The 21,832-nt window shown below is 71.2% G+C and carries 23 protein-coding genes; 7 read left to right on the top strand and 16 right to left on the bottom strand.

The window, feature by feature from the left end; genetic code table 11:
• Positions 1-36 precede the first annotated feature (36 nt).
• Complete coding sequence (locus tag IE244_RS38895; protein ID WP_191878301.1) at positions 37-1,593, bottom strand: FAD-binding oxidoreductase; 1,557 nt, start codon at positions 1,591-1,593, stop codon at positions 37-39.
• A 354-nt stretch (positions 1,594-1,947) separates the two neighbouring features.
• Here IE244_RS38895 and pstS point away from each other — a divergent pair, with 354 nt between their 5' ends.
• The 4 genes from pstS to pstB all read left to right on the top strand — a co-directional run bounded on the left by pstS (position 1,948) and on the right by pstB (position 6,100).
• Entirely contained in the window at positions 1,948-3,072 is a 1,125-nt protein-coding gene (gene pstS, locus IE244_RS38900) for a phosphate ABC transporter substrate-binding protein PstS (protein WP_191878302.1), read from the top strand.
• Positions 3,073-3,186: 114 nt separating this feature from the next.
• Positions 3,187-4,194 carry a phosphate ABC transporter permease subunit PstC gene (gene pstC, locus IE244_RS38905; RefSeq protein ID WP_191878303.1) on the top strand — a complete coding sequence of 336 codons (1,008 nt, stop codon included), beginning with the start codon at positions 3,187-3,189 and terminating at the stop codon, positions 4,192-4,194.
• Entirely contained in the window at positions 4,191-5,252 is a 1,062-nt protein-coding gene (gene pstA / locus IE244_RS38910) for a phosphate ABC transporter permease PstA (RefSeq protein ID WP_191878304.1), read from the top strand. Before pstC ends, pstA begins: the two co-directional genes overlap by 4 nt.
• Positions 5,253-5,323: 71 nt before the next feature.
• Positions 5,324-6,100 (top strand): phosphate ABC transporter ATP-binding protein PstB, encoded by a 777-nt coding sequence (gene pstB, locus IE244_RS38915; protein WP_191878305.1) that lies wholly within the window; start codon positions 5,324-5,326, stop codon positions 6,098-6,100.
• A 258-nt stretch (positions 6,101-6,358) separates the two neighbouring features.
• Here pstB and IE244_RS38920 read toward each other — a convergent pair whose 3' ends face one another.
• Together IE244_RS38920 and IE244_RS38925 are read right to left on the bottom strand one after the other, a co-directional pair.
• The gene (locus IE244_RS38920) at positions 6,359-7,357 is read right to left on the bottom strand and encodes an inorganic phosphate transporter (protein WP_191878306.1); all 999 of its coding nucleotides are present in this window, start codon (positions 7,355-7,357) and stop codon (positions 6,359-6,361) included.
• Between the two features lie 7 nt (positions 7,358-7,364).
• Positions 7,365-7,985 carry a DUF47 domain-containing protein gene (locus IE244_RS38925; RefSeq protein WP_031173265.1) on the bottom strand — a complete coding sequence of 207 codons (621 nt, stop codon included), beginning with the start codon at positions 7,983-7,985 and terminating at the stop codon, positions 7,365-7,367.
• A 206-nt stretch (positions 7,986-8,191) separates the two neighbouring features.
• Here IE244_RS38925 and IE244_RS38930 point away from each other — a divergent pair, with 206 nt between their 5' ends.
• Positions 8,192-8,497, top strand: coding sequence for a metal-sensitive transcriptional regulator (locus IE244_RS38930; protein WP_031173267.1), 306 nt, complete (start codon positions 8,192-8,194; stop codon positions 8,495-8,497).
• Between the two features lie 16 nt (positions 8,498-8,513).
• On the opposite strand, the gene IE244_RS38935 is transcribed toward IE244_RS38930, so the two are convergent.
• The gene (locus tag IE244_RS38935) at positions 8,514-8,672 is read right to left on the bottom strand and encodes a hypothetical protein (RefSeq protein ID WP_191878349.1); all 159 of its coding nucleotides are present in this window, start codon (positions 8,670-8,672) and stop codon (positions 8,514-8,516) included.
• Positions 8,673-8,773: 101 nt separating this feature from the next.
• Positions 8,774-9,619 carry an SCO4651 family lipoprotein gene (locus IE244_RS38940; RefSeq protein ID WP_191878307.1) on the bottom strand — a complete coding sequence of 282 codons (846 nt, stop codon included), beginning with the start codon at positions 9,617-9,619 and terminating at the stop codon, positions 8,774-8,776.
• A 143-nt stretch (positions 9,620-9,762) separates the two neighbouring features.
• On the opposite strand from IE244_RS38940, the gene IE244_RS38945 reads away from it, so the two are divergent.
• Entirely contained in the window at positions 9,763-9,948 is a 186-nt protein-coding gene (locus IE244_RS38945; RefSeq protein WP_078964043.1) for a hypothetical protein, read from the top strand.
• On the opposite strand, the gene IE244_RS38950 is transcribed toward IE244_RS38945, so the two are convergent.
• The 6 genes from IE244_RS38950 to IE244_RS38975 all read right to left on the bottom strand — a co-directional run bounded on the left by IE244_RS38950 (position 9,930) and on the right by IE244_RS38975 (position 16,348).
• Complete coding sequence (locus IE244_RS38950) at positions 9,930-10,337, bottom strand: NUDIX hydrolase (protein WP_191878308.1); 408 nt, start codon at positions 10,335-10,337, stop codon at positions 9,930-9,932. The two genes, IE244_RS38945 and IE244_RS38950, sit on opposite strands and share 19 nt — an antisense overlap.
• A complete protein-coding gene (locus tag IE244_RS38955) occupies positions 10,334-11,461 on the bottom strand; it encodes a CHAD domain-containing protein (protein ID WP_191878309.1) in 1,128 nt (375 codons plus the stop codon). Before IE244_RS38955 ends, IE244_RS38950 begins: the two co-directional genes overlap by 4 nt.
• Positions 11,442-13,799 carry an RNA degradosome polyphosphate kinase gene (locus IE244_RS38960; RefSeq protein WP_191878310.1) on the bottom strand — a complete coding sequence of 786 codons (2,358 nt, stop codon included), beginning with the start codon at positions 13,797-13,799 and terminating at the stop codon, positions 11,442-11,444. Before IE244_RS38960 ends, IE244_RS38955 begins: the two co-directional genes overlap by 20 nt.
• 188 nt (positions 13,800-13,987) lie before the next feature.
• Positions 13,988-14,914: a mycothiol synthase gene (gene mshD / locus IE244_RS38965; protein WP_191878311.1), complete on the bottom strand. Its 927-nt coding sequence runs from the start codon at positions 14,912-14,914 to the stop codon at positions 13,988-13,990.
• Positions 14,915-15,023: 109 nt separating this feature from the next.
• Positions 15,024-15,461: a MarR family winged helix-turn-helix transcriptional regulator gene (locus tag IE244_RS38970; protein ID WP_191878312.1), complete on the bottom strand. Its 438-nt coding sequence runs from the start codon at positions 15,459-15,461 to the stop codon at positions 15,024-15,026.
• Positions 15,458-16,348, bottom strand: coding sequence for an NmrA/HSCARG family protein (locus IE244_RS38975; RefSeq protein WP_191878313.1), 891 nt, complete (start codon positions 16,346-16,348; stop codon positions 15,458-15,460). The genes IE244_RS38970 and IE244_RS38975 overlap by 4 nt, the downstream gene beginning before the upstream one ends.
• A gap of 114 nt (positions 16,349-16,462) precedes the next feature.
• Here IE244_RS38975 and IE244_RS38980 point away from each other — a divergent pair, with 114 nt between their 5' ends.
• Positions 16,463-16,942: a MarR family winged helix-turn-helix transcriptional regulator gene (locus IE244_RS38980; protein ID WP_191878314.1), complete on the top strand. Its 480-nt coding sequence runs from the start codon at positions 16,463-16,465 to the stop codon at positions 16,940-16,942.
• Between the two features lie 31 nt (positions 16,943-16,973).
• Here IE244_RS38980 and IE244_RS38985 read toward each other — a convergent pair whose 3' ends face one another.
• From IE244_RS38985 to IE244_RS39005, 5 genes are all read right to left on the bottom strand, one after another.
• Entirely contained in the window at positions 16,974-18,491 is a 1,518-nt protein-coding gene (locus IE244_RS38985) for a sensor histidine kinase (RefSeq protein WP_191878315.1), read from the bottom strand.
• Positions 18,488-19,222 carry a response regulator transcription factor gene (locus IE244_RS38990; protein ID WP_191878316.1) on the bottom strand — a complete coding sequence of 245 codons (735 nt, stop codon included), beginning with the start codon at positions 19,220-19,222 and terminating at the stop codon, positions 18,488-18,490. The genes IE244_RS38985 and IE244_RS38990 overlap by 4 nt, the downstream gene beginning before the upstream one ends.
• 108 nt (positions 19,223-19,330) lie before the next feature.
• A complete protein-coding gene (locus IE244_RS38995) occupies positions 19,331-19,552 on the bottom strand; it encodes a hypothetical protein (RefSeq protein WP_191878317.1) in 222 nt (73 codons plus the stop codon).
• A 64-nt stretch (positions 19,553-19,616) separates the two neighbouring features.
• On the bottom strand, positions 19,617-20,624 hold the full coding sequence (locus tag IE244_RS39000; RefSeq protein ID WP_191878318.1) for a S1C family serine protease: 1,008 nt from the start codon (positions 20,622-20,624) through the stop codon (positions 19,617-19,619).
• Positions 20,625-20,757: 133 nt separating this feature from the next.
• Positions 20,758-21,783, bottom strand: a complete 1,026-nt coding sequence (locus IE244_RS39005) for a LacI family DNA-binding transcriptional regulator (protein ID WP_191878319.1) — start codon at positions 21,781-21,783, stop codon at positions 20,758-20,760.
• Positions 21,784-21,832: the final 49 nt, after the last annotated feature.

The raw sequence follows: 21,832 nt of genomic DNA on the forward strand, positions 1-21,832 counted from the left end.
GGGTTCCCTGCCGAGCCACCCCCCACGGACCCCGTCCTACAACCCCTGCCCGTAAGAGAAGAACCGGGCGGGGTCGTACTGCTTCTTCACCTTTCCCAGCCGCGTCACCGCGTCCCCGTAGTACGCCTTCTTCCAGTTCGCCAGCGTGGGGTCCGTGTAGTTCTGGTACGCCGCCCCGGAGGCGTAGGGCGCCATCGCCTGGTGGGCCGAGGCCAGCCACGACTGGGCCGTACCGCCCGAGGCCCCCGCTCCCCAGGACGCGATGTACTGCGCCAGCATCCGGGAGCGGCGGTGGACGAAGGCCGTCGCCGTGGGCGAGACGCGGTTGACCGCGCCGCCGAGGGCCGTGAACGCGATGCTGCCCGCGCCGCCCCGGACGGACGAGATCTGCCTGAGGACCGTCTGGATGCCCGCCGCGGACAGCGAGCGGTCGAAGAAGTCCGAGCGGGCCGCGTACGTCTCGCGGCCGAGCCTGCCCTGCGGCGAGCGGCCCGGGGTGGAGCCGGGCAGATGGCACTGGGCGTCGGTGGAGAAGGAGGAGCAGCCGGCGTAGATCTCCATCGCCTCCTCGTAGCCCCGGCGGCGCAGGCTGACGGACGTGGCGTTCGCGCCGGCCGCGTGGGCCAGGCGGTCCACGGCGTTCTGCAGTTCGCCGTAGGTGCCGAGGGAGAAGCAGGCCACGGAGATGGTCGGGGTCCCGCCCGGCGTGGCCGCCAGGTGCAGGGAGGACCAGATCTCGTCGGGCTGGCTCGGGCCCCACTCCTGCCAGGCCTTCAGCACGGCGGCGGCCTTGGCCCAGGGCCAGGTCATGTACGCGGTGACCGCCTGCGGGGCCGCGTGGGTCTTGAACTGCAGCTCGGTGACGACGCCGAAGTTGCCGTTGCCCGCGCCGCGCAGCGCCCAGAAGAGGTCGGAGTGGGAGGAGGCGTTCGCCGTCACCTGGGTGCCGTCGGCCGTGATGACCGTCGCCTGGGTGAGGCTGTCGCAGGTGAGGCCGTAGGCGCGGGAGGCGACGCCGTGGCCGCCGCCGAGGACCAGGCCGGAGACGCCGACGGTGGGGCAGGAGCCCGCGGGTATGGTCACGCCCTTGGCGGCGAGCGCCCGGTAGACGTCGATCAGCTTGGAGCCGGCGCCGACCACCGCCTGTCCGCCGCTGACCCGTATGCGGTTCAGCCGGGAGACGTCGAGGACGAGGCGGTTGTCGCCGGAGGAGTAGCCCGCGTAGGAGTGGCCGCCGTTGCGTATGGAGACCCGTATGTCGTGCGCGTGGGCGTAGGCCAGGGTCGTACGGATGTCGTCGGTGTGCGCCACGTAGGCCACCGCGGCCGGTTTCAGACCGTCGAAGCGGGTGTTGTACAGCTGGTGGGCCGTCTTCCAGGTGGCGTCGCCGGGCCGGATCAGGGGGCCGTCCAGGTCGCGGGCGAGGCCCGCCCAGTTCGCGGCGGCGTTCTCGCTGGTGGTCTTGAGGGACGTGAGGGACGATGAGCCCGTGGTCGCCGACGTGGTGGACCTGCCCGAACCCGAGCCGCACCCGGTCAGTGCGGTCGCGGCCAGCGCGGCCGTGCCGCCCGCGATGAACGTACGGCGTTCCATGTGCATCGTCGTCTGTCGCCTTTCCGCGGGCCTCCTTGGCCCTTCCCTGGGGTGAGACGACCCTGTGGGCACATTGGTTCGTAACAGTTCGCGCACAGGGAACCGAGCATCGAATACGCGTGCGCGTAACCCGATCGTCGGAACCTCCATGTGTTCTCCCCGTAAGCATTCCGTGACCTCACCGGGCCGATGGCAGGGGTTCACCCCCCGTTCACTTCCGGCCATCGGCGGCTTCACCTGTTCTGCCTAATTTCGGCCGTGCACGGTGCTGGAGCGCGGTCGTTTGTGTGCTCGGGCATCTCACTCCCTCGCACGCCGCCGACCCGCGGCGGCTCCTGGAAGGAACTCCCGAAAGTGAAGCTTCAGCGCAAGAACCGGCTGCGCGCCCTTTCGCTCGGTGCGATCGCCGTGACCGGTGCCCTGGCCCTGACGGCGTGCGGCTCCGACGACAACGGCGGCAAGGCGTCGGGCAACGCGTCCGGCTCCGCCAACGCCTCCTCGGCCAAGTGCGACGGCGCCAAGGGCCAGCTGCTGGCCGACGGCTCCTCCGCGCAGAAGAACGCGATCGACGCGTGGGTCAAGGCGTTCTCGCAGGCCTGCGGCGTGCAGATCAACTACAAGGGCGGCGGCTCCGGCGCCGGTGTCACCTCCTTCAACCAGGGCCAGCTCGCGTTCGCCGGTTCGGACTCCGCGCTGAAGCCCGAAGAGGTCACCGCCTCCAAGAAGGTCTGCTCCGGCGGCCAGGGCATCGACCTGCCGATGGTCGGCGGCCCGATCGCCCTCGGTTACAACGTCCCGGGTGTCGACAACCTGGTCCTGGACGCCCAGACGATCGCCAAGATCTTCGACAGCAAGATCAAGAACTGGAACGACCCGGCGATCAAGAAGCTGAACCCGTCGGCGAAGCTGCCCGACCTGAAGATCCAGGCCTTCCACCGTTCCGAGGACTCCGGTACCACGGACAACTTCACCAAGTACCTGATCGCCACCACCCCGGCCAACTGGAAGTACTCCGGCGGCAAGGCCTGGCAGGCGCAGGGCGGCCAGGCGGCCTCCGGCTCCGCCGGTGTGGCCCAGGGCGTCAAGCAGAACTCCGGCGCGATCGGCTACTTCGAGCTGTCCTACGCCAAGGACATCAACACCGTCTCCATCGCCACCGGCGCCAAGACCCCGGTCAAGCCGTCCGTGGAGAGCGCGACCGCCGACATCGCGGCCGCCAAGGTCGTCGGCACCGGCAAGGACCTGTCGCTGAAGCTGGACTACGCCACCAAGGCCGAGAACGCCTACCCGATCACCCTGGTGACGTACGAGATCGTCTGCGACAAGGGCAACAAGGCCGACACCCTGCCCGCCACCAAGGCGTTCCTGCGCTACATCGCCAGCGAGGACGGCCAGAAGGTGCTGTCGAGCAACGACTACGCCCCGATCCCCGACGAGATCATCGCCAAGGTCCGCACCACCATCGAGGGCCTGAGCTGACCTGATCCGAGAGTGCGGCCCGTGCCCGACAGGGCCCGGGCCGCACCGTCCGGTGCACCGCCGCCATGAGCCGTCGCCCGTGAGGGCGCCCGGCTCCGCAGACCGGAGAACCCGATGGACATATCGACCAAGACAACTGACGCACCTCCCCCCACGCCCCAGCCCGGGGTGACCGAGCAGAAGCGCAACGCCCGCGGCGCGTCCCGCCCCGGCGACCGCATCTTCCTCGGCCTGTCCCGGGGCTCCGGCATCCTGCTGCTGGTGATCATGGCCGCGATCGCGGTCTTCCTCACCTACCGCGCCTCCCTCGCGATCAGCAAGGACCACGGCAACTTCCTGACCACCTTCGAGTGGAACACCAACCTCACCCCGCCGACCTTCGGCATCGCGGTGCTGGCCTACGGCACGGTCATCTCCTCGATCATCGCCATGGTCATCGCGGTCCCCGTCGCCGTCGCGATCGCGCTGTTCCTCACCCACTACGCCCCGCGCCGGCTGAGCGGTCCCATCGCCTATGTGATCGACCTGCTCGCCGCCGTGCCGTCCATCGTCTACGGCCTCTGGGGCGCCCTGATCCTCGTCCCGCACATGACGGGCCTGTACGGCTGGCTGAACGACTACCTGGGCTGGACCGGCCTGTTCTCCTGGGACGAGGGCGCACCCCGCGCCATGCTCACCGTCGGCATCCTGCTGGCGATCATGATCCTGCCGATCATCACCAACGTCAGCCGTGAGGTGTTCCGGCAGGTCCCGCGGATGCACGAGGAGGCCGCGCTGGCCCTCGGCGCCACCCGCTGGGAGGTCGTCCGCATGGCCGTCCTGCCCTTCGGCCGCTCCGGTGTGATCTCCGCGTCCATGCTCGGCCTCGGCCGCGCCCTCGGCGAGACGATGGCCGTCGCCACCGTGCTCTCCCCGGACTACGTCATCCACCTCAGCCTGCTGAACCCGGGCGGTGGCACCTTCGCGCAGAACATCGCCAGCAAGTTCGGTGAGGCCACCGAGCAGGGCCGTGACGCGCTGATCGCCTCCGGTCTCGTCCTGTTCGTCATCACCCTGCTGGTCAACGGCGCGGCCCGCGCGATCATCGCCCGCCGCAAGGAGTACTCGGGGGCCAACGCATGAGCACCGCAGCCGTCACCGACAAGCGCCCCAGCTCGCTGCGCGGCGCCAGCCTCCCGAAGTGGTCCCCGTGGGCCATCGCCGCCGGCTCGGTCGTCGTGGCCGTGGCCATCGGCCTGATCGGCGGACTGAGCAGCAAGATCCAGTGGGGTCTGATCGCCGCGATCCTGTTCGTCCTCGGCACCTACGGCATCGCCGCCCGGGTGGAGGGCCGCCGGCAGGCCAAGGACCGGGTCGCCACCTCCCTCGTCTGGGTCGCCTTCCTGCTCGCCGTCATCCCGCTGGTCTCCCTGGTCTGGACGACCGTCTCGCGCGGTGTGAAGGTCCTCGACGTCTACTTCCTCACCCACTCCATGGGAGTCGTCGCCGACTCCGAGCCCGGTGGCGGCATCTACCACGCCATCATCGGCAGCCTGGAGCAGGTCGGTCTCGCCACGGTGATCGGTGCGCCGGTCGGCATCCTCACCGCGATCTACCTGGTGGAGTACGGGCGGGGCAAGCTCGCCAAGTCCGTCACGTTCTTCGTGGACGTGATGACCGGTATCCCGTCGATCGTCGCGGGTCTGTTCATCCTGTCGCTGATGCTCATCTTCGAGATGCAGCCGTTCGGCTTCGCCGGCTCGCTGGCCCTGGCCATCCTGATGATGCCGGTCGTCGTCCGCTCCACCGAGGAGATGCTCAAGCTCGTCCCGAACGAACTGCGCGAGGCCTCGCTGGCGCTCGGTGTGCCGAAGTGGCGGACCATCCTGAAGGTGGTCCTGCCGACCTCCATCGGCGGTATCACCACCGGCGTCATGCTGGCCATCGCCCGTATCGCGGGCGAGACCGCCCCGGTGCTGCTGCTGGTGTTCGGGAACCCGTTCATCAACAACAACCCGTTCGAGGGTGCGCAGGCGTCGTTGCCGCTGTACATCTACCAGCAGTACGCGCAGAGCGCGGGCGCCAACGCGGCGTACGACCGCGCGTGGGCGGCGTCCCTCACGCTGATCGCCTTCGTGATGATCCTCAACTTGGTGGCCCGCGGCATCGCCCGCTGGAAGGCCCCGAAGACCGGTCGCTAAGGCGACTATTTCCGGCTCCGCCGGGCGGGGCCCCTCAGCGACCGAGCTTGAATTCTGGAAGTGAAGTAGACATGGCCAAGCGAATCGACGTAAGCGGACTGACCGCCTACTACGGCTCCCACAAGGCGATCGAAGACATATCGATGACCGTCGAGCCGCGTTCGGTGACGGCGTTCATCGGCCCCTCCGGCTGCGGCAAGTCGACGTTCCTGCGCACGCTGAACCGGATGCACGAGGTCACCCCCGGTGGCCGCGTCGAGGGCAAGGTGCTGCTGGACGACGAGGACCTGTACGGCGCCGGCATCGACCCGGTGTCGGTCCGCCGCGAGGTCGGCATGGTGTTCCAGCGGCCGAACCCCTTCCCGACGATGTCGATCTTCGACAACGTGGCGGCGGGCCTGCGGCTGAACGGCAAGTACCGCAAGAGCGAGCTGAACGACGTCGTCGAGAAGTCGCTCAAGGGCGCGAACCTCTGGAACGAGGTCAAGGACCGCCTGAACAAGCCGGGCTCCGGTCTGTCCGGTGGCCAGCAGCAGCGGCTGTGCATCGCCCGCGCGATCGCGGTCGAGCCGAAGGTGCTCCTCATGGACGAGCCCTGCTCCGCCCTGGACCCGATCTCGACCCTCGCGATCGAGGACCTGATCGGTGAGCTGAAGGAGCGCTTCACGATCGTCATCGTGACGCACAACATGCAGCAGGCCGCGCGTGTCTCGGACCGTACGGCGTTCTTCAACCTGGCCGCCGTCGGCCAGCCCGGCCGGCTGATCGAGATCGACGACACCGAGCGCATCTTCTCCAACCCGTCGGTCCAGGCGACCGAGGACTACATCTCGGGCCGCTTCGGCTAGGCCGGGCGCCCCGCAAAGACCCCTCGCGGTGCTGCATGGCGGTGCCACCGCGAGGACGCAAAAGAGCCCGCCCCTGGCTCCCGGGGGCGGGCTCCTGCGTATACCGGCAGCGCACCTGCCGCACGGCCGCGGCAGCGCACCTGGCCGGACGCCCCCGGCAGCGCACCCGGCGCCCGGATACGCCACCGCCCGCCCCTCGGCCGGCTTCTCAGCCGATCGGGACGGGCGGGCGGGTGTCCGGGGCGGCCGGCCGGAGCGCTACAGCACCACGAGGTCGATGACCCCGAAAGCCAGCGCGGCGACGAGCGCGGCGGCCGGCATGGTGATGAACCAGCCCAGGACGATGTTCTTGGCCACGCCCCAGCGGACGGCGTTGACGCGCTTGGTCGCGCCCACGCCCATGATCGCCGAGGTGATGACGTGGGTCGTGGAGATCGGCGCCTTGAAGAGGAACGCCGTGCCGAACATGATCGACGCCCCGGTCGCCTCCGCCGCGAAACCCTGCGGCGGGTCCAGCTCGATGATCTTGCGGCCCAGGGTGCGCATGATGCGCCAGCCGCCGGCGTAGGTGCCCAGGGAGAGCATGATCGCCGAGACGATCTTCACCCAGACCGGGATCGGGTCGCCGAACGTCTCGTGGCCGGAGATCACCAGGGCCATGACGACGACACCCATGGTCTTCTGGGCGTCCTGGAGGCCGTGGCCCAGGGCCATGCCGGCCGCCGAGACGGTCTGGGCGATGCGGAAGCCCCGCTTGGCCTTGTGGGGGTTGGAGCGGCGGAACATCCACAGGATCGCCGTCATCACCAGGTAGCCGCCGACCAGGCCGACCACCGGGGACAGGAACATCGGGATGATGATCTTGTCCACGACGCCGTTCCAGTGGACCGCCGTACCGCCCGCCAGGGCCGCGCCCACCAGGCCGCCGAACAGTGCGTGGGAGGACGAGGACGGCAGGCCGAAGTACCAGGTGATCAGGTTCCAGGTGATCGCGCCGACGAGTGCCGCGAAGAGGATGCCCATCCCCGTCGAGCCCTCGGGCGTGGCGATCAGTCCCTCGCTGACGGTCTTGGCGACGCCCGAGCCCAGGAAGGCGCCGGCCAGGTTCATGACCGCCGCCATGGCGAGGGCCGCCCGGGGGGTCAGCGCCCGCGTCGACACCGACGTCGCGATCGCGTTCGCGGAGTCGTGGAAGCCGTTCGTGTACGTGAAGAAGAGCGCGACCGCGATGGTCACGACCAGGGCGAAGGTGTCCATCGACGCCTCAGGACTCCTTGACGGCGATGGTCTCCACCGTGTTCGCCACGTGCTCGAACGCGTCCGCGGCCTCTTCCAGGACGTCCACGATCTGCTTGAGCTTGAGCACCTCGATGGCGTCGTACTTGCCGTTGAAGAGGTGCGCGAGGAGCTTGCGGTGGATCTGGTCCGCCTGGTTCTCCAGGCGGTTCACCTCGATCCAGTACTCGGTGAGGTTGTCCATCGTGCGCAGGTTCGGCATCGCCTCCGCGGTGAGCTCGGCGGCCCGCGCCAGCACCTCGATCTGCTGCTCGACGCCCTTCGGCAGTTCCTCGACGTTGTAGAGGACGACCAGGTCGACGGCCTCCTCCATGAAGTCCATGATGTCGTCGAGTGAGCCGGCGAGGGCGTAGATGTCCTCGCGGTCGAACGGCGTGATGAACGAGGAGTTCAGCTGGTGGAAGATCGCGTGCGTGGCGTCGTCACCCGCGTGTTCCGCGGCCCGCATACGCTCTGCGATCTCGGCTCGGGCAGGTGCGTCCGCCCCGAGCAGTTCCATCAGGAGCTTCGAGCCCGTGACGATGTTGTCCGCGGATGCGGCGAACATGTCGTAGAAGCTCGTCTCCCTGGGGGTCAGACGAAAGCGCACGTGGGGTCCTCGGGGTGCTTCGGTTTCGGTCAGGCTGATGCTAGGCGCATCATCCGGCCACGGCTATCGGGCCGCATCCCAGTGTCGCCCATCGGGCAGAGTGATCAGCACGGGGGCGTACCAAGGGCTCACTACCCCGGAAAATTCGTTACCATATACCCAGTAGGGGTATGTATCCGCAGCTCGTCCCGAGATGGAGGCCCGCGATGACGACGACCGAGGCCGGCGCCACGCACGGCTACCACAAGCAGAAGGACGAGCACCTCAAGCGGCTGCGCCGGATCGAGGGGCAGATCCGCGGCCTGCAGCGCATGGTCGACGAGGACACGTACTGCATCGACATACTCACGCAGGTCTCGGCCTCCACCAAGGCGCTGCAGTCCTTCGCGCTGCAGCTGCTGGAGGAGCACCTGCGGCACTGTGTCGCGGACGCGGCCCTCAAGGGGGGCGACGAGATCGAGGCGAAGGTGGACGAGGCGACGAAGGCGATCGGCCGTCTGCTGCGCACCTGAGCCGCGCCCGGGGGCCTCAGGTGTCCTTCTCGTCGGCGACCCGCAGCACCTCGTCGATGCTCTCCAGGCTGAGCCGGTCCTCGGCCGCGGAGGCCGCGATGATCAGCTCCCCGCACAGCTCGATCTCGGCGAGGGCCACGTGGTCCTGCACCGCCGTACCGCCGAGCGGAGCCACCTGCCTCACCTCATCTCTGCCGTCACCGACTTCCTAGGGTAGGCAGCGCTCTACACACCGCGCATGGCACGGACGGGCTACTTACGGGGTGGTGGGAGGGACTAGTCGCCGCCCTCGGCGATCCGGCCCGCGTAGATGTCCGCTGAGCGCGGCAGCCGTACGTCCGCGGGGATGCCGTAGTCGTACAGCAGCGTCGTCGAGGCGACCGCCACCGGGGCCTTCTGCCGGCTGTTGACGAAGCTGAAGCGCTGTCTGAGCTTGCGGATGCGGCCCTGGTCGTCCAGGTAGGCGTCGAACGGAACCCGGGTCGTGGCGAACCCTTTCGCCGCCGCGGCCAGTGGTTCCCGGTTCTCGGCGGAGGCCAGTCGGGCCGCGCTGCGCAGGTCCGCCGTGCCCCGGTAGTGCCGTACGGCCGTGCCGCCGACCTCGGTCCTGCCGACGTAGGACGCCGTACGGGTGCCGCGCAGCACCTCGGCCGCCGCGTACGGGTCGGTCACGCCGCCGGTGACCAGATTGCCGTCGGACAGGGTGGCCGTGTCCACCCGCACCCACTTGTCGGCGGGCACGCCCGCGCCCCGGTTCTTCATGAACAGCGCGCCGGGGGCGAGGAGTTCCGTGATCGGCTGGTGCTCGGCGGTGCCCGCCGGGTCCTCGGGCAGGACGACCGTGAGCCGGCCGAGGCGGCTGTGGAAGTCGTAGACGCCCTTGCCGCGGATGGTGACGCGGGTGCCGCCCGTGGCCATCTCCATGGAGGTGGTGGCCTTGGAGCTGCCCGCCCCGCGCAGCGTGTCGGCGGCCCGGTGCAGGACGGCGACCGGATCGCCCCCGCCCTTGACGTCCTCGGCGGCGGCCCCGCCAAAACAGCCCGTGGCACCCGCCCCCAGACCGAGCATGATGCCGACCGCGACGACCGTCCTGCCCGCGATCCTGTGCTGCCGCCGATCCATCGCCTGCCTACCCCCAGCCGGTACGTCCGTCACGGGCCCCCTGTCGTCCGGTTAACGACCGGTAGGTGGCGCCGTCACGCGCGGGCCGGGGAGCGGGGACGGGTGTGCGAGCGCTTCACCGGGCGGTGGGTAACGTTGTCGGTGTGGCATTCCAAGCGGCGCAGCAGGACGAGCCGGAGCCGGCCCGGTCCGGGCGGGAACACCTCACCACGACGACCGAACAGGGCCGCTTCTGCGTGGCCCGCTGCAGCTGCGGCTGGCGGGGTCCCGCCCGCAGAGCCCGCAGCCAGGCCCGCACGGACGCGGAAGGTCACGCGGCGGAGCTGTGAAGCGCGTCCACCAGGTCACGGTCGCGGGGCTGGGTGAGGCGGCCGCGGGCCGCGGCCGGGGAGAGCCACAGGATCCGGTCCACCTCGTCGTTCGGGGTGAAATGGCCGGAAACCGCCTTGGCCGCCCAGTAACGCACCTGCTTGGGGCGGCCGTTGGCGAGATAGCGCACGGTCGGTAGCTCGTCTCCGGGCTCGGCCGTGTACCCGGTCTCCTCGGCGACCTCCCGAAGGGCGCCCGCGAGCGCGTCCTCGCCCCGCTTGAGCTTGCCCTTCGGGTGTGACCAGTCGTCGTACTTCGGCCGGTGGACCAGGCAGATCTCAAGACAGGCGTCCACGGGGGAACGGCGCCACAGGACGCAGCCGGCCGCCTGGACCAGGGTGTCGTTCACACCGCCTCCACGGTCTCCTTCTGCCAGGCCTGCTGGAAGGCGAACCTGGCGGCCTCCACCTCGTGCCGCTGGTCGGCGTGCAGCACACCGAGCGCGTACGCCGTCGCCGGGGCGATCCGGGGCGTACGGGCGGCCTGGGCCGCCGCCGCTGCCGCCTCCGAGGCGTCCCGGTGCCGGTTCAGGGCCTGCCCGGCCGCCAACAGGCGTACGTCCACCGGCGCGTTGCCCGCGTGCAGCACCTCCCGGGCGTACCGGTGCAGGCGCAGCAGCAGGCGGACCTGGTGCCAGGGGCCGTCCTGGGGGTGGGGGGACGGGTCCGGGGACAGGCCGTGGACGAGGGCCTCCGCGTTGTACGGGTGGCCCGCGGTGAGCAGGGGCAGCGCGGCGACGGCGGCGGTCAGCCGTTCCTCCGCGGCGGCTGCCTGCGGGTGCAGGCCGGTGGTGGGGGCGGTGGGGGTGAGGGGGACCTCGCTGGCGAGTACGGCGACCTTGTCGGCGACGGCGTGGAACCGGCTCGACCCCAGTGCCTGGAGGGCGGTGGAGTGGGCCCTCGTCCGGGCGAGGGTGAGCTGGCGTTCCAGCAGGGCGCCTGCCTTCGCCGCGCCGACCGTCAGGGTGCCGCGTTCCGCCGTGGGAGCCGGGTCGGCGGGGCCGCCGGCGTGCACAGGTGCCGCCGCGCGCACCCGGGCCGCCCCGGAGGCGCGACTGCCCGCGGCCGCGGTGACGGCCGCGGGCGCCGCCACCGTCTGGCCCGGGAACACCAGCGCGCCCGACAGGCGGTGCAGCGCCAGCAACAGCCGCTCCAGACGCGCCCCGTACGCGTGCTCCAGACCCAACGTGCCCGAAAGCCAGGCCAGTTCGGGACGCATCTCCTCGGACCAGTCCGGGTCCAGGAGGGGGCGGAAGGTGTGCAGGCTGCCGCTGATGCGGCGGGCCGAGCGGCGCAGCAGGCGGGCCGCGTCGACGGATTCCTCCGCACCGACGGCCGCGTTGCCTCCCGTCTCGCGGTGCAGGCGCAGGGCGCGGAGGAACTCCGTGGCCTGGGCGCGCAGGTACGCCGCGAGGGCGTCCCCGGTCACCGCCTCGGCCGTGGGGTCCGTCGGGTCAAGGTGTTGCTGTGCCACGCCGGCGCCTCCGGGCGTCTATGAGCATCTCCTGGACGTTGCGCAGGGGTTGGCCGTCCGCGTCGACCGCGTGTCGTGTCCACTCGCCGTCGGGGCCGAGGTGCCAGGAGGCGGTCGTGTCGGACATGCCGGTGTCGAGCAGCCGGTTCAGGGCCGCGCGGTGAGCGGGGTCGACGACCCGCACGAGGGCCTCTATCCGGCGGTCGAGGTTGCGGTGCATCATGTCGGCGCTGCCGATCCACACCTCGGGCTCGCCGCCGTTGCCGAAGGAGAACAGGCGGGAGTGTTCGAGGAAGCGGCCGAGGATCGAGCGGACCCGGATGTTGTCGGACAGGCCGGCGACGCCGGGGCGGATCGCGCAGATGCCGCGCACCCACACGTCCACCGGCACGCCCGCCTGGGACGCGCGGTAGAGGGCGTCGATGACCGCCTCGTCGACTATCGAGTTGACCTTGAGGCGGATGAAGGCCGGACGGCCCGCGCGGTGGTGCTGGACCTCCTTGTCTATCCGCGAGACCAGGCCGTCGCGCAGGGACTTGGGGGCCACCAGCAGGCGGCGGTAGGTCTCCCGGCGGGAGTAGCCGGACAGGCGGTTGAACAGGTCGGAGAGGTCCGCGCCGACCTGCGGGTCGGCGGTGAGCAGGCCCAGGTCCTCGTACAGGCGCGCCGTCTTCGGGTGGTAGTTGCCGGTGCCGACGTGGCTGTAGCGGCGCAGGGTCTCGCCCTCCTGGCGGACCACCAGGGACAGCTTGCAGTGCGTCTTCAGGCCGACGAGGCCGTAGACGACGTGGCAGCCGGCCTCCTCCAGCTTGCGCGCCCACTTGATGTTGGCGTGCTCGTCGAAGCGGGCCTTGATCTCGACCAGGACGAGGACCTGCTTGCCGGACTCGGCGGCGTCGATGAGCGCGTCGACTATCGGGGAGTCGCCGGAGGTGCGGTACAGGGTCTGCTTGATCGCGAGGACGTCCGGGTCGGCCGCGGCCTGCTCCAGGAAGGCCTGCACGGAGGTGGAGAAGCTGTCGTACGGGTGGTGCAGGAGCACGTCGCGGGTGCGCAGGGCGGCGAAGATGTCCGGCGCGGACGCGGACTCGACCTCGGCGAGGTCGCGGTGGGTGCCGGCGACGAACTTCGGGTACTTCAGCTCCGGCCGGTCGAGGCTGTGGATGCGGAAGAGACCGGTGAGGTCCAGCGGGCCCGGCAGCGGGTACACCTCCGCCTCGCTGATCTTCAGCTCGCGGACCAGCAGGTCCAGCACCTCGCGGTGGACGGACTCCTCGACCTCCAGGCGGACCGGCGGGCCGAAGCGGCGCCGCATGAGCTCCTTCTCCAGGGCCTGGAGCAGGTTCTCGGCGTCGTCCTCCTCCACTTCCAGGTCCTCGTTGCGGGTGAGGCGGAAGGTGTGGTGCTCCAGCACCTCCATGCCCGGGAACAGCTCCTCCAGGTGCGCGGCGATGACGTCCTCGATGGGGACGTACCGGCCGGGGCTGCTCTCCAGGAAGCGGGACAGCAGCGGCGGCACCTTGACGCGCGCGAAGTGCCGGTGGCCGCTGACCGGGTTGCGTACGACGACGGCCAGGTTCAGGGAGAGGCCGGAGATGTACGGGAAGGGGTGGGCGGGGTCGACGGCCAGCGGGGTCAGGACCGGGAAGATCTGGTGCCGGAAGAGCGTGAACAGGCGGGCCTGCTCCTTGTCGGTCAGCTCGCTCCAGCGCACCAGGTGGATGCCCTCCTCCGCCAGCGCGGGGGCGACGTCCTCGTGGTAGCAGGCGGCGTGCCGGGCCATGAGCTCGCGGGAGCGGGCCCAGATCATCTCCAGCACCTCGCGCGGCTGCAGCCCGGAGGCGGACCGGGTCGCCACGCCGGTGGCGATACGCCGCTTCAGGCCGGCCACCCGGACCATGAAGAACTCGTCCAGATTGCTGGCGAAGATCGCGAGGAAGTTCGCCCGCTCCAGCAGCGGGGTGTTCGGGTCCTCGGCGAGCTCCAGGACGCGCTCGTTGAAGGCGAGCCAGCTGCGTTCGCGGTCGAGGAACCGGCCCTGCGGCAACGGTGTGCCGTCGGCCTGCGACTCTTCGTAAGCGTCGAGGTCGGCATCGATGTCGGGTTCCAGGTCGGAGACGGTCGCGGACACCGTGTGCGGGCGGTGCGCGGCGATGGAGCCCACGGAGGGCTGGACGTGCTGGACCTCTGCTGCCTGGGTGTCTTGCTGACTCATGAACCCATTCTTCCGCGCCATGGGCGAGACGGGCGCGTCGGAACGTGCGGGTGGGAGCGTCACGGCCCCGTTCCCCGCGGGCCCCTCGGGGGGCGGCGAAGGCTCTGGCACGGCGGGCTTCATTCGCCGAGCGTCGCAAGCTTGGCTGAATCAATGGTTACGGAGACATGACGTGCGGGATAGCGGGGGGCGGCTCCGGGGGGTCCTGGTCATGATCGTGACGGTTTGCCCCCGCGGATTACGCCCTTCGCGGGAGGCGCCCCGCCGCTCCGCCGGCCCGGCGCCGGTGCTGGTCTCGGTGCGGTACGTGCTCAGGTCTCGGTGCGGTACATCAGGTCCGTCTCGTACGTGCTGAAGCCCAGCCGCTCGTACACCGAGACCGCCGCCTGGTTGTCGGCGTCGACGTAGAGCATCGCGGTCGGCAGCTGCTGGGCGGCCAGGTGGCGCAGGCCGATCGTGGTGAGCGCCTTGCCGAGCCCGCCGCCCTGTTCGCCGGGGCGGACCCCGAGGACGTACACCTCGCCGAGGCCCTCCTCCGCGTGCACCTTCGTCCAGTGAAAGCCGATCAACTCCCCGCGTCGCTCGGCGAGGAAGAACCCGGCCGGGTCGAACCACGGTTCGGCCTTGCGGTCGTCGAGGTCGCGCTGGGTCAGCGAGCCCTGCTCGGGGTGGTGGGCGAAGGCGGCCGCGTTGACCTCAAGCCAGGGCGCGTCGTCCTTGCCGGGCACGAAGGCGCGTACGCTCACGCCCTCCGGCAGCACCGGCTCGGGCAGCGCCAGGTCGGTCAACGGCCGCCGCATCTGGCGCAGTTCACGGAACAGGGTCAGGCCGAGCACCTGGGCGAGATGCCGGGCGGCGGAGTGTCCGCCGTGCGCCCACACCCGCAGACGCTTGCCGGAGGCGGCGAGCAGCGCCGAGCCGAGGGCCCGGCCGTGCCCGTGCCCGCGGTGCGCGGGGTGGACGACGAGTTCCGCGGCCGGCGCCTCCACCGGGTCGGTGTCCTCCAGCTGGGCGTAGCCGACGAGTTCGCCGTCGAGGTGCAGCAGCAGATGCGAGACGCCCTCGCGGGCACCTCCGCGCAACTGCAGCCGGCCCTGCTCGGACACCGGCTGCTGCCCGTCGATCCGGGCGGCCTCGGTGAGCAAGGCCAGCACGGCCTCGGCCTGTTCCGGGGTGAGCGCGGAATGGGTGTCGATGGAGCGGGCGGTTGCGGGGCGTGCGGTGTCGTCGCTGCTCATGCGTAGAGGGTACGGCAGGCACCCGGTAATTCAGGGCCCGCGGGAATTGTCATTTCCTGGCTTTGGAATGCCGTAATGCTTTCCGTGCCGGAATTCTGGCGGCTTTGTTTCAGGGTGCGGTCGACGGGCCGTGGTCCGCGTGGTCGTCCTCCGCGTTGCGGGCCATGCGCTCCAGGACCTGGACGGCGGTGCGGTACTCGTCCGGCCGGATGCCGGTCATGGACCGCTCGCGGAACGCCGCCACGCGCTCGGTGACGGCGGCCAGGCGGCGGTGGCCGTCGGGGGTGAGGGCCAGGCGGTGCGGTGCGGGGCGGGCCGCCCAGCCGCCGGCGAGCACGGCGTCGACCGAGGCGCCCAGGGTGCGGACGTCCGCGTGGGCGGCGAGCGCCGACAGGACGTCGGCGTCGCCGGCCTCGGGCGCGGCGTCGACGAGGACGTTGAGGACCTGCCAGTCGAGGCGGGTGAGGCCGAACTCGGACAGGACGCCGTTCATCGCGCGGGTGAGGGCCTTGTCGGTGCGGTTGAGCCAGTGGCCGATGGGCTTCATACGGGGGTCCCCTCGGTGTGCGGTGTGTCCAGCAGGGCGGTCCAGTCCTGGGCGGCGGCCCAGTCGGTGAAGGAGTGCCAGGCGATCTCGGGGTGGGCGCGGCGCAGGGCGGCGGTGTCGACGTCGAGACCGGTGGTGGTGAAGTACGCGAACATGGCCGCGAGGTCCGCGGATCGGGTGCGGACGTGGTCGAGGGCGACCTCGTGGTGCCGGACCGGGCGGCCGGTGGCCGCGGTCAGGGCGGCGGCGATCTGCTCCGGGGTGCGGGTGTCGGAGGCGATGTCGATCCGGCGGCCGGTGAACTGGGCCCGGCGCGCGAGGGTCAGCGCGGAGAACGCGCCGATGTCGGCGGCGGGGATGAGGGCGAAGGGCCGGCCGGCGGGCATGGGCCAGCCGAAGACGCCGTCGCGCAGTCCGGACAGGGTCCAGCCGCCGGTGTAGTTGTCCATGAACGCGGCCGGGGCGATCACCGTCCAGGGCACGCCGCAGGCGCGCAGGTACTGCTCGACCTGGTGCTTGCTGTCGTAGTGCGGGATGCCGGTGGCGCGGTCGGCGTGCGCGGCGGTGGTGAGGACGACGTGCCCGAGGCGGGCGGCCGCCGCGGCGTCGACGAGGGTCCTGCCCTGCCGGATCTCGGTGGCGGTGTCGGTGCCGAAGGGGGTGGTGACCGCGAAGAGCGCGTCCGCGCCGGCGAGCGCCGCGTCGAGCGAGGCGCGGTCGTCGAAGTCGGCGCGGCGGATCTCGGCGCCGACGGTGCGCAGGGCCTGGGCGGCCGGGGCGTGCGGGTGGCGGGTCAGGGCGCGGACGCGGTGGCCGGCGGCCAGCAGGGCGCGGGCGGTGGCTCCGCCCTGGGCGCCGGTGGCGCCGGTGACGGCGACGGTGAGCATGGGTGTCCCCCGGTGGATAGGATGGCGTTGTCTGCGTGACGCATTAGCTGCGTCACGCAGGAGATAGTAGCGGAGTTTCGCTGCGCCGCGCAGTGAATTGGGAGGCGAGCCACCGTGACGGACCCGAACCGGGACCGGCTGTACGAGGAGTTGGCGACCGAGTCACGCCGCTACCTGGCGGCGTATGTGCTGTTCAACCAGGCCGTCGCCGACCATCTCGGCCTGCACCCGACCGATGTGCAGGCCCTGAGCCTGCTGACGGCCGAGCCGGAGCCGCTCACGGTCCGGCAGATCGCCGACATGACCGGCCTCACCACGGGCTCGGCCACCCGGCTGGTGGACCGGCTCGAACGCGGCGGCTATGTGGCCCGCACCCCCGACCGGCAGGACCGGCGCCGGGTCCTGGTCACCCCGGTGCCGCAGCGCGTCGCCCGGGTCACCGCCGTCTGGGACGAACTGGGCCGGACCTGGCAGACCCTCTTCGACGACCACAGCGAGGACGAGCTGAGGGTGATCACCCGCCACATGCGCCGCGCGAACGACCTCAGCCACACCCAGATCCAACGCCTGCGCGCCCTGCCGAAGAAGGACTGAGCCGCCGCCGTACCCGGTCGGCCCGGTCCGGTCAGCCCGGCAGGTCCGCGGCGTCGGCCGGGGCGCCGGGTGTGTCCAGGCCGACCAGGGTGCCCGGGGTGCCGGGGGCGTCCGGAGGGGGTGTCGGGGCGCCCGGGAGCGTCAGGACCGCCGTGGTGCCGCCGCCCTCGGCCCGGGCCAGGGCGACCTGGCCGCCCGCCCGCTCGACCGTGCGGGCCACGATGGACAGGCCGAGGCCCGAACCGGGCAGGGCGCGGGCGCTGGGGGAGCGCCAGAACCGGTCGAAGACGTGCGGGAGTTCGTCCTCGGCGATGCCGGGACCGTGGTCGCGGACCGTGAGGACGCCCCCGGCCAGCCGCACCTCGATCGTGCCGCCCACCGGACTGAACTTCACCGCGTTGTCGAGGACGTTGACGACCGCCCGCTCCAGCGCGGAGGGCTCCGCCCGGACGTACCAGGGCTCCAGGTCCGCCGTGATCGTCAGCTCCGGCCCGCGCAGGCGGGCCCGGCGCAGGGCCGCCTCGACCGCGTCCCGGAACGACACCACCTGCACGCGCTCGCCGCGCTGCCCCTCCGAGCGGGACAGTTCCTGCAGGTCACCGATGAGCGCGGCCAGTTCGGTCATCTGCGCCTTCACCGAGGCGAGCAGGGCCCTGCGGTCCTCGGGCGGAAGCGGACGGCCCGTCTCCTCGCTGCGGGTGAGCAGTTCGATGTTCGTGCGCAACGACGTGAGGGGCGTACGCAGTTCATGGCCGGCGTCGGCGATCAGCTGCTGCTGGAGGTCGCGGGAGCTGGCCAGCGAGGCGGTCATGGAGTTGAAGGACCGGGAGAGCCGGGCGACCTCGTCCTCGCTGTCGTCCTCCACCGGGATGCGTACGGTCAGGTCCTCGGTCCGGGCCACGTGCTCCACGGCCTCGGTCAGCTTGTCCACGGGGCGCAGGCCCGCACGGGCGACGGCGAGGCCCGCGGCGCCGGCGCCGACGACCCCCACGCCGGAGACGAGAAGGAGGATGAGCGCGAGGTCGTTGAGGGTCTTCTCGGTGTTCTCCAGCGGGACGGCGGTCATCCAGGCGGCACCGGGATAGGACGCGGGCCCGTTGTCGGTCATGACCACGAGCGGCATGGTGAGCACCCGCAGGGAGTGGCCCTCGGCGTCCGTGCCGTTGCGGAGGATGCCGCCCTGGCTGGTGTCGCGTCCGACGATCACCCGGTCGGCCGGGGTGGTCCTCACCACGCCCGCGGATTCGGGCCAGACGCACGGGGTGCCGTCCGCCTTGACCAGCTGGGAGTAGGCGCGCGGGCCGTTGTACACCGTCTCCGTCGGCTTCTGCGGGCACGCCGTCAGCAGGTCGAGCACCCTCCCGGACGGCACGGCGTGCTGCGAGGTGTTCTCCAGGTCCCGGTCGACCAGGTCGTACATCTTCCGCTGCACGATGAACCACGCGGTCATCGACACCGCCGCCACCGCGAACGCCACAGCGGCCGCGACCAGCATCGCCAGCCGGGCCCGGATGGGCAGCGCCCGGCAGCGCCGCACCAGCTTGTTCACTCCGCGCCGCCCTGGCGCAGCACGTACCCGACGCCCCGCACCGTGTGCACGAGGCGCGGCTCGCCGCCGGCCTCGGTCTTGCGCCGCAGGTACATGACGTAGACGTCGAGCGAGTTGGAGGAGGGCTCGAAGTCGAAGCCCCAGACGGCCTTCAGGATCTGCTCGCGGGTGAGGACCTGGCGCGGGTGGGCCATGAACATCTCCAGCAGCGTGAATTCCGTGCGGGTCAGCTCGACCCGGCGCCCGCCCCGGGTCACCTCGCGGGTCGCCAGGTCCATCCGCAGGTCGGCGAAGGTGAGGGCCTCGTCCTCCTGGGCCTGGGCCGACACGGCGGCCGCGTAGGAGCTGCGCCGCAGCAGCGCGCGGATACGGGCGAACAGCTCGTCCAGCTCGAAGGGCTTGACCAGGTAGTCGTCGGCGCCCGCGTCCAGCCCGGTCACCCGGTCGCCCACCGTGTCGCGGGCCGTGAGCATCAGGATCGGGGTGGTGTCGCCGGCCCCGCGGATGCGGCGGGCCGCCGTGAGGCCGTCCATGCGGGGCATCTGGATGTCGAGGACGACCAGGTCGGGCCGGTAGGCGGTCGCCTTCTCCAGCGCGTCCGCGCCGTCGACGGCCACCTCCGTGTCGTACCCGTCGAACGCGAGGCTGCGCTGCAGCGCCTCGCGTACGGCCGGCTCGTCGTCGACGATCAGGATGCGCTGGGGTTCACGGTCGCCTTCGGCGGGGCTCATCGCTCGCGATTCCTCGGGGTGCGGTGGACGGGGTGAACGGGGCTGAGGGATGAAACGGACGTCTCTCAGCCTGCCACGGCCGGCGGGCCGGGCGGCACACCGCCGGGTTCAGGCCTGGACCGCGGTGAGGCGGCGCAGCGGCACCTTGCGGCGGTGCAGGCGGGCGGCGGAGGTGCGCAGGCCCATCAGCTCGGTGGGTACGGGCGGCGCGGCCACTCCCGGGACGCGGGGCGTCGGGACGGGCGCGTGCAGATCGCGGACGATCGACAGGGCGAGGGTGACGTCGGCGGGACGGAGGCCGGCGATCTTGTGCGAGAAATGCTGGATCATGACGTACTCCCTGCTGACAGTGGTGCCTGTGCTGCCTGTGCTGCCTGTACTGCCTGTGCGCGGGCTAGTTGCCGCTGCCCGCCCGCAGCTTGGCCAGGTCGGACTTGACGGTGTTGACGGGGATCGCGAAGCCGAGGCCGATGCTGCCCGCGTCCGAGGACGAGGAGGACCGCTGGCTCGACGAGTACATCGCGGAGTTGATGCCGATGACGTTGCCGCTCGCGTCGATCAGCGCGCCGCCGGAGTTGCCGGGGTTCAGCGAGGCGTCGGTCTGGATCGCCTTGTAGGTCGTCGTGGACGAGCCCGTGTCGCCGTTGAACTCACGGCCGCCGAACTGGAACGGCCACCGGCCGTCGCCGCCCTGGCCCTGACCCTGGTTCTCGTCGGTGGAGACGGTCACGTCCCGGTCGAGAGCGGAGACGATGCCGCTGGTGACGGTGCCGGTCAGCCCCTCGGGGGAGCCGATCGCGACGACCGAGTCACCGACCTGGACGCCGGAGGAGTTGCCGAGCGAGGCCGGCTTCAGCCCGGCGGCGCCCCGCAGCTTGATCAGCGCGAGGTCCTTGGAGCTGTCGGTGCCGACGACGTCGGCGGTGTAGCTCCTGCCGTCGCTGGTGCGCACCTTGATGGACTGCGCCCCGGAGATGACGTGGTTGTTGGTGACGACCTCGCCGTTCGACGTGATGACCACGCCGGAGCCGGTGGAGGAGCCGTTGCCGAGGGTGGCGTTGATCTCGACGACGCTCGGGCTGACCGCGGCGGCGATCGTGGCGACGTCGCCCTTCTTTCCGGCGGGCACCACGTTCGTGGCCGTACCGGTGGAGGCGACCGTGTCCTTGCCGGTCAGCTCCTGGAAACCGTAGGCGGTGGCGCCGCCGACCGCCGCCGCCACGATCGCGACGGCCGCGAGGAGGGCGACGGGGCCGCGGTTGCGCCTGCGCCGCGGCTCGGGTGCGGGCAGGGCGCCCGTCGCTGTCGGGGGCTCGTACGACGGTGGGGGCGGCCACTCGGGGTTCACGGGAGCGGAGTAGCTGTGCGGCTGCTGGGGGTGTGCACCCTGGCTCTCGGTCATGTCCAGAAGAGTCCCCCGTGACCATGAGAGCTTCCTGAGTGCCCGCTGAGAAGCCCGGCAGAACCTTGTTTGCCCGATATAAAGCCGCTCCCGCATTCCTCGGCCGGACTCTCACCCGGCCTTCAGAAAGCGCTCAGTTCTCGCAGCCGCAGCTCGTGCGGACCACCAGCCGGGACGGGAACGTCTTCAGCCGCTCCCGCCGGGACCCCGCCACGCGCAGCCCGTCGTCCAGCACCAGGTCGACCGCCGCACGGGCCATCGCCGAGCGGTCCGAGGCGACCGTGGTCAGCGGCGGGTCGGCCAGCGCGGCCTCCTTGATGTCGTCGAACCCGGCCACCGCCAGCTTGCCGGGCACGTCGATGCGCAGCTCGCGCGCGGCCCGCAGCAGGCCGATCGCCTGGTCGTCGGTGGAGCAGAAGATCGCCGGCGGACGGTCGGGGCCGGAGAGGATGTCCAGGGCGACGCGGTAGGCGTCGTAGCGGTTGTAGGGGGCTTCGAACAGGCGGCCCTCGGTGGACAGGCCCGCCTCGTCCATGGCCCGCTTCCAGCCCTCGACGTGGTCGGAGACCGGGTCGCCGACGGCCGGGGTCTCGGCCGTACCGCCCATACAGGCGACGTACTCGTAGCCGTGCTCCAGCAGGTGGCGGACGGCGAGCTGGGCGCCGCCGAGGTCGTCCGTGACCACGGCCACGTCGTCGATGGCCTCGGGGCGCTCGTGCAGCAGGACCACCCGGGCGTCCCAGGCGTCGATCTCGGCGGCGGCGAGGTCGTTCAGCGCGTGGGAGACGAGGATCAGGCCCGAGACGCGCATGCCGAGGAAGGCGCGCAGATAGTGGACCTCGCGTTCGCCGATGTAGTCGGTGTTGCCGACCAGGACCATCTTTCCGCGCTCGGAGGCGGCCTGCTCGACGGCGTGCGCCATCTCTCCGAAGAAGGGCTGGCGGGCGTCCGGGATGATCAGGCCTATGAGGTCGGTGCGCCGGGACGCCATCGCCTGGGCGACCCGGTCGGGGCGGTACCCCAGTTCCTTGATCGCCGCGAGGACACGCTCGCGCGTGGCCGGGGCGACCGGCCGGGGTCCGTTGTTGATGACATAACTGACGACGGCGGTGGAGGTTCCAGCCAGCCGTGCCACGTCATCCCGAGTCACCTTGGCCACGCGCGGAGTCTACGCGGATTGACCTGCTCTGGGCAGGGCGTACCAGTCC

This window comes from Streptomyces filipinensis (genome assembly GCF_014649495.1).
GTDB lineage: Bacteria > Actinomycetota > Actinomycetes > Streptomycetales > Streptomycetaceae > Streptomyces > Streptomyces filipinensis.

Bases quoted from the DNA above. Each gene is read 5' to 3' on its own strand.
- IE244_RS38895 (WP_191878301.1), bottom strand. From the start codon at position 1,593: ATGGAACGCCGTACGTTCATCGCGGGCGGCACGGCCGCGCTGGCCGCG.
- pstC (WP_191878303.1), top strand. From the start codon at position 3,187: ATGGACATATCGACCAAGACAACTGACGCACCTCCCCCCACGCCCCAG.
- pstA (WP_191878304.1), top strand. From the start codon at position 4,191: ATGAGCACCGCAGCCGTCACCGACAAGCGCCCCAGCTCGCTGCGCGGC.
- pstB (WP_191878305.1), top strand. From the start codon at position 5,324: ATGGCCAAGCGAATCGACGTAAGCGGACTGACCGCCTACTACGGCTCC.
- IE244_RS38920 (WP_191878306.1), bottom strand. From the start codon at position 7,357: ATGGACACCTTCGCCCTGGTCGTGACCATCGCGGTCGCGCTCTTCTTC.
- IE244_RS38930 (WP_031173267.1), top strand. From the start codon at position 8,192: ATGACGACGACCGAGGCCGGCGCCACGCACGGCTACCACAAGCAGAAG.
- IE244_RS38940 (WP_191878307.1), bottom strand. From the start codon at position 9,619: ATGGATCGGCGGCAGCACAGGATCGCGGGCAGGACGGTCGTCGCGGTC.
- IE244_RS38960 (WP_191878310.1), bottom strand. From the start codon at position 13,799: ATGAAGCCCGCCGTGCCAGAGCCTTCGCCGCCCCCCGAGGGGCCCGCG.
- mshD (WP_191878311.1), bottom strand. From the start codon at position 14,914: ATGAGCAGCGACGACACCGCACGCCCCGCAACCGCCCGCTCCATCGAC.
- IE244_RS38970 (WP_191878312.1), bottom strand. From the start codon at position 15,461: ATGAAGCCCATCGGCCACTGGCTCAACCGCACCGACAAGGCCCTCACC.
- IE244_RS38975 (WP_191878313.1), bottom strand. From the start codon at position 16,348: ATGCTCACCGTCGCCGTCACCGGCGCCACCGGCGCCCAGGGCGGAGCC.
- IE244_RS38990 (WP_191878316.1), bottom strand. From the start codon at position 19,222: ATGAGCCCCGCCGAAGGCGACCGTGAACCCCAGCGCATCCTGATCGTC.
- IE244_RS38995 (WP_191878317.1), bottom strand. From the start codon at position 19,552: ATGATCCAGCATTTCTCGCACAAGATCGCCGGCCTCCGTCCCGCCGAC.
- IE244_RS39000 (WP_191878318.1), bottom strand. From the start codon at position 20,624: ATGACCGAGAGCCAGGGTGCACACCCCCAGCAGCCGCACAGCTACTCC.